Source organism: Psychrobacter sp. Ps2 (genome assembly GCF_022129405.1).
Lineage (GTDB): Bacteria > Pseudomonadota > Gammaproteobacteria > Pseudomonadales > Moraxellaceae > Psychrobacter.
In genome coordinates this window covers 39,804-50,978 of the sequence record NZ_JADQAM010000048.1, presented here as the reverse complement: position 1 = coordinate 50,978, position 11,175 = coordinate 39,804, and the positions used below count along the sequence as shown (strand labels likewise).

Here is an 11,175-nt window from a genome sequence, read left to right as displayed (position 1 = left end):
CTTTTTAATATAGCGAAATTTATCTCAGCTACATTAGATTTTTCTAATTAGCTCTAAGCGTTTAGTAGGCTGCGGATACGACTGATTGCTTCTCGGCTCTCATCGACACTCGCGACCAGAGCGATACGCACATAACCTTGTCCAGGATTGTAACCATCAACTTCACGTGACAAATAGCGTCCTGCCAATGCATGGATACTGGCTTGCTCATACAGCGCTTTGACAAAGATTTCATCATTACCATCGAACTGTTCAGGCACTTTGACCCAGAAGTAAAACCCAGCATCAGGCATGCGTAACTCTAGCAACTCCCCAAGCTCGGACATCCATAGGGCAAACTTCTCTTGGTATAGCGAGCGATTATGAGCGACGTGTTTTTCGTCTTGCCATGCAGCGATAGAGGCCAGCTGATGAGGTATCGGCATTGCACAGCCTTGGTAAGTGCGATATTGCAAATAAGCCTGCAAAATTTTGGCATCACCAGCCACAAATCCAGAGCGCAAACCCGGTAGGTTTGAACGTTTGGATAGAGAGTGGAACACGATACAGTTTTTGAAATCACGGCGACCAAGGGCCGCACAGGCTTGGAGCAATCCAATCGGTGCTGTATCAAAATACAGCTCGCTATAACACTCGTCACTGGCAATAATAAAACCGTACTGATCTGACAGACGAATAAGGTATTCCCAGTCAGCCATTGTCATGACGGCGCCTGTTGGATTGTTTGGACTACAAACAAACAATAGCTGCGTACGCATCCAGACGTCTTTTGGCACCGCGCGATAGTCGCCTTTGTAGTCATTAGCTGATGTACAAGGGACAAAGTAAGGCGTTGCCTGTGCCAGTATCGCTGCGCCTTCATATATCTGATAAAACGGGTTGGGCATGACGACTGTAGGCGATGTATCAGACGCTAGAGAATTACTATCTTTGTCAGCTACATCATGATCAACGACCGCTTGTACAAAGCTAAAAATCGCTTCACGTGTGCCCATTACTGGTAATACTTGAGTATTGGCATCGACGTGATTTAGAAAAAACCGTTTCTCTAACCAGTGGGCGATGGTTTGGCGCAGCTCAAACATACCGTTTGTAGTCGGATAACGACTTATTTTGTCCAAGTTTTCGCGTAGGACGTCCAGCACAAATGCAGGGGGCTCATGTTTTGGCTCACCGATACCGAGCTTTATTTCACTGTAACCGTTGGCAGGCTTGCTATCGGCAAGTAATGTTGCCATCTTGGCGAATGGATAAGGATGTAGATGCTTTAAGTTGTGATTCATAAGTGTGATAACTATAATAGACAATTAATAATAAAGTTATAAAGAAAATTTACATTAGAGCAGTGTAGCACTTCTCTAATTTTTTGTCCTTTTCTTCTTATATCGTGAATAGGCATTTACCAAGCGTAAGCTATTCATTGTATGACTACCAAATAGGTAGTCGCTCAAAAGTCTTTTGAACCTTTCATAATCTATAACCTATAACAATATAAAAAATGACTACATCACAAAAGTGGTAGATCGTTTTAAGGATAGTTTGATATGTCTAGTGTGCTAAATAATGATGATCTCATCGCTAAAGATATCAATAATGAAAAACTTGATAACAGTTTGCAGCGTTCTAACCTGTATAAGCTGCTCAAAGAACGTGAACAGAGCTGGTGGCAAGCGCGCCAGCAACTGATCGAGCGTCAAGAAAAGAAAATGTTTTGGTATGGTGAAAACAGCCTAATTATGTGGCTGTTGTGGCAATTGGTCGGCTACGTGGTAGTGGCAATGGCCTTGATGCTGCTCAATAATATATTTGGTATCTCATTACCGCTATGGCAATACATCTCTTTGTTTGTAATACAGACCATATTTTTTGTCAGCGCACTTGCTGCTAAAGGCCAGTTGGAAAACAAACTCCAGCGCAAAATAGACAACGACGAGCTGATGCGCGAAGAGGCGCTCAACGAGATGATTATTTTGGCAGAGGATAGCCTGTATCCTGATGTACATGCCAAATCGCCTATTTCTTTAGAAGCCTTAGATGATTATCTAGATGGACAGTTTCACCTAGCAAGCTTGCAGTGTTTGCTACAAAAAGAAGTCGATGCTGGACGACTAATCATGGAGCAGCAGCCACCTGAAGTAGGTGTTTTGCCGCCAGAGCTTGCTGACGATGAATTGAACGAACATGCCAGCGAGATAACCTATAGAAGTACGTTATAAAACGTACTTCTATGATGACTATCAGACTACTTTTGCTAGTTAATATTCAAAATAATGGCTAACCAAAACTATCTAGCCGTATCAAAAATATATTACGCTATTATGCTCTTTCTGAACGGTAAGACTGGCTAACAGAGCTGCCTTTAATGCTTCCAGTCTATCAGGTGAGAGTGGCTTATCGTTTTGATCACTGATATAAAACATATCCTCAGCACGCTCACCTAAAGTGGTAATACGCGCAGCATGTACTTCGATTTGCTCTTGCAAAAACACTTGCCCAACTCGCGCCAGTAGCCCTGGCTGATCAAGCGTTTCTAAGCTCAAGATGTGCTGATCTGATGCTTCATTGAACTCGAAGTTAATCACCGTTTTTACTTCAAAGTGTTTTAACTGACGCGGCATACGCTTGTTCGTCAGTTTAAGTACAGTAGGGTCTTTGAATGAGTCAATTAAGCGTTGTTTTAGCTCTTGTTGACTGTCTTCATCAACCAGCAATGTGCCACTAGGATCTAGCAATACATAAGAATCCAAGGCAAAGTCACGGGTCGCTGTGATAATTCGTGCATCTAAAACATCGAGATTCATCTGATCAAATACTGCCATGGTAACGGCAAACAGGTTCATCTGATCTTGGGTGTAAACAAAGACCTGTACTGCATCAAGCGCCAATTCGCGATGTTCACGCAAAACGACCAACGGTGGACTATCAGCATTAGAGGCCAATCCAATCGGTGGGTGATTCAAAATAGCTTCAGTATGCCATAAGATATCTTCTGCAATTTCTCGCAAGAAATACTCATCGCCCAAGTCATCCCATAGACGCAATACTTCATCGCGATTCATATGTTGGTTGTTGACATTATCTAGCATCGTCAACGCTTGCTTGCGTGTGGCGCTAATCATATCTTGACGATTGGTAGGCGCATCGATATCAGCGCGCAAGATGCGCCGAGTTTGTGAGTATAGCTGTTTCATGAGGGTCGCCCGCCAGCTGTTCCATAGCTGTGGGTTGGTCGCATTCATATCAGCCACCGTCAGTACATACAGATGGTTTAGATGAGTTACATTGCCAATAAGATCAGAGAAAATAGTCACCACTTCAGGGTCTGAGATATCTTTTTTCTGTGCAGTAATCGACATGAGAAGGTGATAGCGCGTGAGCCAGCCTACTAAGTTTGCGTCAGCCAAGCTCATACCATGCGATAAGCAAAACTCAATCGATTCAGTTTGACCAAGCTCACTATGATCGCCGCCACGGCCCTTAGCAATATCATGGAACATCGCTGCCAATACCAAAATCTCTTTACGCTCGATACGCTGAAAAATAGAGCTGACCAGTGGAAACTCTTCGTGAAAGGTCGGATCTGTAAATCGATGCAAAATTCTAATCAAAAACAAGGTATGCGCATCTACTGTATAACGATGGAACAAGTCATATTGCATGAGGCCAGTGACTTGCGCAAAAGCAGGAATATAGTTACCCAATACCCCGTAGCGATTCATGGTACGTAGACGATGAAACAGGTAATTCTGTTCTTTTAGATTCGATAAAAACAACGCTTTATGAGTAGGGTTGTCTCTATATATCTGATCGATGCCTCGTGCGGCAATTTTGAGTGCGCGCAAAGTATGGGTACGAACTTTATCGATGCCGTGCTGACCCATCAATAAAAACATCTCTAAGATAGACTCTGGGTGCTGTGCAAACACTCGATGATGCGCAATGGCAATCTGGTTGCCAATACGGTTGAATCGCGCATTTATAGGCTGTTTTTTTGGACGTTCATCGTCAGGCAGCTGCGGCTCTATGATCGTTTCATAATAATGATTGGTCAACATCTCAGACAGTGTTGATATTTGCATCGCACAGCGATAATAGTCGCGCATAAACCGTTCGACCGCAGCATTAGGCTGGTCATCAGGTTGGGTCTCGTAGCCCATTAGCTGAGCAATCTCACGCTGATAATCAAACAACAGCTTGTTTTCATTACGGCCAGTCAGTACATGTAAGTAATGTCGAATTTGCCATAAATACCCTTCGGCAAAGCTCAGCTCATCAAATTCTTTTTCGGTCAAAAAGTTCTGTTGCACTAAATCATATAGCTTGCTCACGCGAAAATAACGCTTAGTGACCCAGCCGATGATATGGATATCACGTAGCCCACCCGGCGCTGTTTTGATATTGGGCTCAAGGTTGTACTCGGTAGCATTGTGCTGCAAGTAACGCGCTTTGGATTCTTCCATTTTTACATCAAAAAATGCACGTGGAGACCACTGTTTATTGACGATTTGAGCAGGCATGTCTTGCAATGTTTCATTGCCGATTAGGAGTCGAGCCTCTAGCTGAGCACTGGCAATCGTATGATCAAGCGCAGCCTCTAGCGCATCATTGACGCTACGTACAGAAAGCGCAGGCTCTAGTCCTATATCCCATAGTAGAGCGACCAGCTTGTCGATTTTACTACTGGCATCAGCACCTATTTCACCAGGAGACAGGAGCAAAATATCGATGTCTGAGTAGAGCGATAGCTCACCGCGCCCGTAGCCACCAGTCGCAAAAAACGCCAAATCAGTTTTATCTAACTCAAACCATTTGAATAATGCAATCAATAGGCTGTCGATAGCGCAAGCACGTGCTGCAACCAGTTGGCGAATATTGGTGCCACGTTCTAGTGAGCGGCTGATATCGTCGTTGATTTGTGCCAACCATTCAGGAATGCCAAGTAGATTCTTGTCTGTCACATTTTTGGCTGACAGTGGGGATGAGTCTGTCGCCACCTCACTTGGTAGTATCGGTAAAGGCGTCAAATCAACAGAGGCGATATCACAATTAAACATGAGTGTTATCCAGTTAAGAGTTTAGAAATAGAACGTTTGAGCTGAGCGCTATTGGGCATCTAATATGACGATGGCTAATAAAAGTCACGAATAGCAATTATCAATAAAAGTGCTGATAAATATATTAATAGAAGTTATCAGGTCATCTGAGTATAAAGACAAAGCGCCTATAAGCACAATACTCAATATGCCCTAATTAAAGACCAAAAAAAAGACCGCCTAAGCGATCTTTGATTGTACTACTGCGTCAAAAAACTTAAGTCTTCTTCGGGGCGAGTAGTAAATACCTCACAGCCATTGTCTGTTACGACCATGGTGTGCTCCCATTGAGCAGACAATTTACGGTCTTTAGTAATCGCCGTCCACTCATCAGGTAAAATCTTAGTCTGCCACGTGCCTTGGTTAATCATAGGCTCGATGGTAAACGTCATGCCTGTTTTTAGCTCAAAACCAGTGCCTTTTTTGCCATAGTGCATGACTTGTGGCTCATGGTGAAATTCATCACTGATACCATGACCACAGAACTCGCGAACAATACTAAAACGCTCAGGCTCGACAACGGCCTGAATAGCAGCGCCAACATCACCTAGGCGTGCACCGTTCTTGACCACGCTCATACCTGCGTAAAGGGCATCTTGCGCCACTTTGCAAATACGCTGTGCCATGATAGAGCCGTTGCCGACGATCCACATTTTTGAGGTATCGCCATAGTAACCGTCTTTAATGACAGTCACGTCGATGTTGATAATATCCCCATCTTTTAGCAGCTTGCTTTCAGTTGGGATACCGTGACAGACAACATGGTTGACTGAGGTACAGATAGATTTTGGAAAACCATTATAGTTAAGTGGGGCAGGGATAGCCTGCTGCACATTAACAATATAGTCATGGGCGATCTGATTGAGTGCTTCGGTACTGACGCCCACTTTGACATGCTCGTCGAGCATGACAAGGACATTACTAGCGAGTTTACCGGCCACACGCATTTTTTCTATGGCTTCTGGAGACTGGATAAGGGATTTTTTAGTCATCATCGTATATCTTATAATTATGGGTTCATTGTAGATAGATTATACCATAAACGTACTAGTGACACTTTTACGTTAAGTGATAGTGTACCTATCATTATCATTGAAAATAATTGCTTTACAGCTTGGTAAGGGCTTATATGACTCATTAGTCAGACTAATATATTCATATTTTGACAAATTAGTTGAATGTTGCAGGATATATAAGTAATGTAATTTTGCCTGCTAACGGAATTAGCAGCAATTTTTACTGTAGTTGTGCAGTAAAAATAACCAAATCAATGATAACAAGGATGTTGTTATGACGCTTTCTTTGTACATTCGTGCAGCTCTCACACCAAAGACATTGTTACCAATACTGGGTTCAATCAGTGCTGGTGTGCTTCTAATGACCATGCAAACCACTTCTGCTCAAGCTGCAGGACAATACTATAATTGTGCCAATGCTAATGGTTGCAAGTTGGTGGACAGTAAATATTTCACTTCTAGTTACACTAAAACTCAATATCCAGTCGTCTTAGCACACGGGCTTGGCGGCTTCACAACGCTATTTGGAGTCATTGACTATTTTAATGGGATTCCAGAAGACTTGATGAAAGGTGGTTCAGAGGTATATACCACTAAGACTTCAGCGGTCAATAACAGCGAAGTTCGAGGTGAGCAACTGCTACAACAGGTCAAGACCATTGCCGCGATTTCAGGTGAGTCTAAAGTCAACTTATTTGGACACAGTCAGGGCGGTATAGATATTCGTTATGTCGCTGGCGTCGCGCCAAAGTACGTGGCCTCAGTAACTGCGGTATCAAGCCCAGAGCAAGGATCAAAAACCGCTGATTTTGTTAAAAATGTCCTTGAGCCAAATAATACTTCTGGACAGCCATCTAATGTCACCACCCAGCTAGTATCAGGCGTGTTTAATCTGATTGGTGGCTTTACAGATATTGGTTCTGGTATCAGTTTCAATCAAATTCAACAACAAGATGGCTGGCAAGCGCTCGTGGCTCTATCGACCGATGGTGCTGCTAAGTTCAATGCCAAATTTCCTGCAGCAATGCCAAAAAACTATTGTGGTCAACCGACTAGTACGGCGGTCAATGGCATCAAGTACTATTCGTTTAGCGGCGTCGGGCAAATAACGAGCGCACTTGATCCTAGCGATTACCTATTAGCCGCAACGGGCGTACCGTTTGCAGGTGAGTCTAACGATGGATTGGTATCTGCTTGCTCAAGTCGTCTTGGCTATGTGATTCGTGATAATTATAGAATGAACCATTTGGATTCCGCCGATCAAGTCTTGGGTCTAACGGCATGGGGAGAGTCTGAGCCAAAATCTATCTATCGTACCCAGGTAAACCGTCTGAAAAACGCCAACCTATAAGCTGAACTACAAAATAATAATGCTCATTGATTGAGAAATATCGTTTATGTCAAATAACCGCCGTCCAGCCTATGCAACAATTGCTATCATCGCCGTGGTTATCATTGCCACAGCGGCGGTTATTTTGTGGTTCAAGCCTAGTAACGATGTAAATTCAACTTCAACCAAACCGTCCGTCTCTGATAATGAGAGTAGCGAGTCAGTGACAACTGAGTTGGCTGCGGAACAAGTCGTGAAAGCTACAACGCCACCCAGCCAGTCTCAATTTGTCACAGGATTAGAAAATTTACCACGCTCATTAAAGGGCACCCAAATTGATGGTGAAATCATCATCGATGAAAATAAACAGTTGGTCGTTACTGAGGGTCTGCGGCGTTTGTTTGATTATTTTCTATCAGCCCTAGGTGAGGAAGAGGAAGCGGTTATATTTGCCCGTGTGGAGAGTTATATTCGCCATCACACACCAGAGCCTGCCGCTAGCCAAGCGGTCACTATTTTTAATCAATATGTTGCTTACCTTAAAGCACTTCCTGAGATAGAGAAGCGCTACGGCAATCTGCAATTACAGGCGACCAAAAGTGGCGAGCTGGATTTGAACGCAGTTGCCCAGCAAAAACAAGACATCGCTAATCTACGTCAGCAGTACTTTGATAAGCCAACCATTACAGCATTTTTTGGCGCAGAGGATGATTACGATAATTATAGTATAGAGATGGTCAGAATTGACCAAAATAAGCAGATGTCTGACGCACAGAAACAAGCTGCCCGTCAGGACTATATCAGTCGATTGCCAGAGAATGCGACTAAAAGCAATATCATGCAACAAGCCAATATTAGCGAGTTGATGATTCGTACTGAACAGATGAAAGCTCGCGGTGCAACGCCCGAGGAGTTATATAATATGCGCCGAGAGCTAGTAGGCGCACCAGCAGCAGAAAGGCTAGCACAAGTAGATCAAGAAGACGCGAATTTTGACCAACGCTTCACCCAGTATAAAACTCAAAAAAATCGCTTATTAAGTCAAGGTGTCGATGCCGCCCAAGCGCAAATTCAAATCAATCAGCTTGAACAGCAACTATTTAATGACACTGAGCGTAAGCGTTTGGATGGTTATGCGGCATTGCACCGACAGCAAGCTGTGAATAATCCCTAATTACCGTCAATAGTTACCGTCACTAGCTATCGTCAATAACCATCAATAACCATCGTTGATACGGATAGATAGAGTGAGCAAGATTATAGTTAGCAGCTCATTTAGGTGCTGGCAAGGGCAAGTAGCTAGATATTTGCAAAGTAGTACAAAATGCATTCCGAATAACTACCCAGTTTATGATGACACCTCCCTGTGAGTCATGCACAATATTGTCATTGTTTAGAGCATTAAATAAAACAATAAATGAATCATAATAAATCTGAGCTTTTACTATGTGTATTAGAGCTTATCGTTTGTCTATTAGCGCTGATGGCTCATGCAGATAGTGTGTTTAGTAAAAGTATCAGATGCAATAAAGCGAGGAGTTGAAATGAAGAATATGACTAAAGTAATGATGGCCGCGACATTGGCAATTGGCACACTTGCCGCAGGTTGTCAGACGACGAATTTGCCTGCACCAGTTAACCAACCAATCACTGCGGATGTCTTGCAAGCACACAACTGGCAGCTCGTTGATGCCAAACGTAGCAATGGTGAAAAAGTAACGCAGCTATTTTTTGACCCAGCCAAGCCGTTAACGTTAAATTTTATGAATGATAACGGTAGAGATTACGTGGCATTTATGAATACCTGTAATAACATGGGCGCTGGATATAGCGTTGCAAATGGTGAAGTCGAGATTAAAAACGGCATCAGTACTATGATGGCATGTCCTGAACCGCAAGCTAGCTTTGACACTACTGCATTAGCCACTGTAAAAGGTAAATATAGCCTTAGTAAGAATGCCAACAATGTGCCTATTTTGACTATTAAAAATAATGATCAAGTCGCTTATTTTAAGGCCATTACGAAGTAGCTTAATGATTGAGTAAACAGTTTGACTGGTTCGTGAGCTTAAGCAATTAGAGTTACTTGTCAGAAGTTACTCATTTAAAGCTACTCTTCTTGAAACGCAAAATGCCTCGCTATCAAGTGGGGCATTTTTTTATCCAAAGTTTGACTCAGTTTAGGCTACACTAGAGCAATAACCCTATAATACCTTTGACATCGTAAGATATTAGCTATGGCGTTGAGTCGGCAACAGTGACGATAATTTTTTAATTATTCACAATACTTTTATCATTAGGATCTATTGGATACCGCGCTATGTTTGAAACCATAAAAGTCATTACTACGATAGCTATAGTTACCGTCCTCACTGGCTGTCAGACATTACCTAATACTTCAGTAAAAAAGCCAACCAGTACAGTCGAGACCAATCCGCTGACTGCACGTATGCCAGCGATTGATCGCCGAGGATACATTGCCTATGTAGAAGAGCAGGGCGCAGGTACGGCAAAAGTATCGACCCTCTATAGCATTCGTCCTGACGGTAGCGCTCGTCAGCTAATTGATCAGCTTAATGGCTATATCTATGCGCCAGCATGGTCGGCAGACGGACAACTGCTTGCCTATAGCAAACAAGCCCCGCGTGAGCATCCCAAAATTTATATTTATGATCGTAGTAGCAATACGCGCAACCTAGTGGTAAATGCTGAAGGCAGCAATATGTCAGCGTCATTTTCACCCGATGGTCAAGATTTGCTTTATAGCTCTACTGTCGGTGGTAATGCTGATATCTATAAGATGCGTCTGAGTGATGGTAATACCCAGCAGTTAACGACTCTGCCGAGTACAGAGGTACAGCCCAGTTATGCTGCCGATGGCAAGAGCTTTGTCTATACCAGTGATAAAGTCCGTGCTGGACGACCGCGAATTTATCGTTATGACTTCGCTACGGGCAATGCGACAACTGTATCAACAAATGGGTATGTGGCCAGTCCTCAGCTTAGCTTAGATGGTCAGCGTATGGCTTATCTAAATGGTCGCAAGGCGGCTGTCATGACCTTGATGACTGGGCAAGTGGTCAACTTGGCAGAAACAGGGCTTGATGAACCCGCACGTCTATCTCCCTCTGGCAATTATGCCGTCTATCCAACTCGCCGTTTGAATGTGGGCGGGCAAGTAGCAAGCCAAAATGGTGGTAGTCTAGTTATCCATTCGCTGTCAGGTAATATCAGCTATGCCATTAGCGGTCAAAATGGTGGAGTCGTACGCTCACCGATATGGGGTCGTTAGTGTATTAAACGCATATCGAAATTCTAATACTTAATTCAAAAATAAGATAAATCTGAGGATAAAAAAGTATGGCGCACAAAAAGAAGAATGTCCGCAAAAAACTTTGCCCTGTCTGCGAGCGCGAATTTAGTTGGACTAAGAAGCTTGATAAAAACTGGGAGAGCATGGTCTATTGCTCAGACCAATGTCGCCGTGTTAAAAAGTACGAAGGACTGGATCATCAAAAGTAAGATGTCACCACAATACAAATAGTTAGAAGTAGATGGGAGCAAATAATGGCACATAAAAAAGTAAACCTACCGCAAAAAACTTGCCCCGTCTGCCAGCGCCCATTTACGTGGCGTAAGAAGTGGGAGAAAGACTGGGAGCAGGTGATCTATTGTTCTGAGCGGTGTCGGCGGACAAAAGTAAAAAGTGATTAGCTTAAATTAACAAATCCAGCCG

At 43.3% G+C, this 11,175-nt stretch carries 10 protein-coding genes; 7 read left to right on the top strand and 3 right to left on the bottom strand.

Going from position 1 to position 11,175, the window contains the following annotated elements; translation table 11 throughout:
• Nucleotides 1–53: 53 nt before the first annotated feature.
• Nucleotides 54–1,283 (bottom strand): succinyldiaminopimelate transaminase, encoded by a 1,230-nt coding sequence (gene dapC / locus I3254_RS05900; protein WP_238052059.1) that lies wholly within the window; start codon nt 1,281–1,283, stop codon nt 54–56.
• Nucleotides 1,284–1,544: 261 nt separating this feature from the next.
• On the opposite strand from dapC, the gene I3254_RS05895 reads away from it, so the two are divergent.
• On the top strand, nt 1,545–2,216 hold the full coding sequence (locus tag I3254_RS05895; protein ID WP_238052058.1) for a hypothetical protein: 672 nt from the start codon (nt 1,545–1,547) through the stop codon (nt 2,214–2,216).
• Between the two features lie 81 nt (nt 2,217–2,297).
• Here I3254_RS05895 and glnD read toward each other — a convergent pair whose 3' ends face one another.
• On the bottom strand, nt 2,298–5,054 hold the full coding sequence (gene glnD, locus I3254_RS05890) for a [protein-PII] uridylyltransferase (protein WP_238052057.1): 2,757 nt from the start codon (nt 5,052–5,054) through the stop codon (nt 2,298–2,300).
• Between the two features lie 239 nt (nt 5,055–5,293).
• Nucleotides 5,294–6,088, bottom strand: coding sequence for a type I methionyl aminopeptidase (gene map, locus I3254_RS05885; RefSeq protein WP_238052056.1), 795 nt, complete (start codon nt 6,086–6,088; stop codon nt 5,294–5,296).
• A gap of 295 nt (nt 6,089–6,383) precedes the next feature.
• Between map and I3254_RS05880 the strand changes: the two genes are divergently transcribed.
• The 6 genes from I3254_RS05880 (at nt 6,384) to I3254_RS05855 (ending at nt 11,153) form a co-directional block, all read left to right on the top strand.
• Nucleotides 6,384–7,460, top strand: a complete 1,077-nt coding sequence (locus I3254_RS05880) for a triacylglycerol lipase (RefSeq protein WP_238052054.1) — start codon at nt 6,384–6,386, stop codon at nt 7,458–7,460.
• Between the two features lie 46 nt (nt 7,461–7,506).
• A complete protein-coding gene (locus tag I3254_RS05875; protein ID WP_238052052.1) occupies nt 7,507–8,613 on the top strand; it encodes a lipase secretion chaperone in 1,107 nt (368 codons plus the stop codon).
• Nucleotides 8,614–8,983: 370 nt separating this feature from the next.
• Nucleotides 8,984–9,469 carry an META domain-containing protein gene (locus tag I3254_RS05870; RefSeq protein WP_238052050.1) on the top strand — a complete coding sequence of 162 codons (486 nt, stop codon included), beginning with the start codon at nt 8,984–8,986 and terminating at the stop codon, nt 9,467–9,469.
• A gap of 290 nt (nt 9,470–9,759) precedes the next feature.
• Nucleotides 9,760–10,731 carry a Xaa-Pro aminopeptidase gene (locus I3254_RS05865; RefSeq protein ID WP_238052048.1) on the top strand — a complete coding sequence of 324 codons (972 nt, stop codon included), beginning with the start codon at nt 9,760–9,762 and terminating at the stop codon, nt 10,729–10,731.
• Nucleotides 10,732–10,799: 68 nt separating this feature from the next.
• A complete protein-coding gene (locus tag I3254_RS05860; RefSeq protein ID WP_082624551.1) occupies nt 10,800–10,961 on the top strand; it encodes a DUF2256 domain-containing protein in 162 nt (53 codons plus the stop codon).
• Nucleotides 10,962–11,006: 45 nt separating this feature from the next.
• The gene (locus I3254_RS05855) at nt 11,007–11,153 is read left to right on the top strand and encodes a DUF2256 domain-containing protein (RefSeq protein WP_238052047.1); all 147 of its coding nucleotides are present in this window, start codon (nt 11,007–11,009) and stop codon (nt 11,151–11,153) included.
• The last annotated feature ends 22 nt before the right edge of the window (nt 11,154–11,175 follow it).

What these genes read in the sequence shown, in the direction of transcription:
- dapC (WP_238052059.1), bottom strand. Translation starts at nt 1,283, where the DNA reads ATGAATCACAACTTAAAGCATCTACATCCTTATCCATTCGCCAAGATG.
- I3254_RS05895 (WP_238052058.1), top strand. Translation starts at nt 1,545, where the DNA reads ATGTCTAGTGTGCTAAATAATGATGATCTCATCGCTAAAGATATCAAT.
- glnD (WP_238052057.1), bottom strand. Translation starts at nt 5,054, where the DNA reads ATGTTTAATTGTGATATCGCCTCTGTTGATTTGACGCCTTTACCGATA.
- map (WP_238052056.1), bottom strand. Translation starts at nt 6,088, where the DNA reads ATGATGACTAAAAAATCCCTTATCCAGTCTCCAGAAGCCATAGAAAAA.
- I3254_RS05880 (WP_238052054.1), top strand. Translation starts at nt 6,384, where the DNA reads ATGACGCTTTCTTTGTACATTCGTGCAGCTCTCACACCAAAGACATTG.
- I3254_RS05875 (WP_238052052.1), top strand. Translation starts at nt 7,507, where the DNA reads ATGTCAAATAACCGCCGTCCAGCCTATGCAACAATTGCTATCATCGCC.
- I3254_RS05870 (WP_238052050.1), top strand. Translation starts at nt 8,984, where the DNA reads ATGAAGAATATGACTAAAGTAATGATGGCCGCGACATTGGCAATTGGC.
- I3254_RS05865 (WP_238052048.1), top strand. Translation starts at nt 9,760, where the DNA reads ATGTTTGAAACCATAAAAGTCATTACTACGATAGCTATAGTTACCGTC.
- I3254_RS05860 (WP_082624551.1), top strand. Translation starts at nt 10,800, where the DNA reads ATGGCGCACAAAAAGAAGAATGTCCGCAAAAAACTTTGCCCTGTCTGC.
- I3254_RS05855 (WP_238052047.1), top strand. Translation starts at nt 11,007, where the DNA reads ATGGCACATAAAAAAGTAAACCTACCGCAAAAAACTTGCCCCGTCTGC.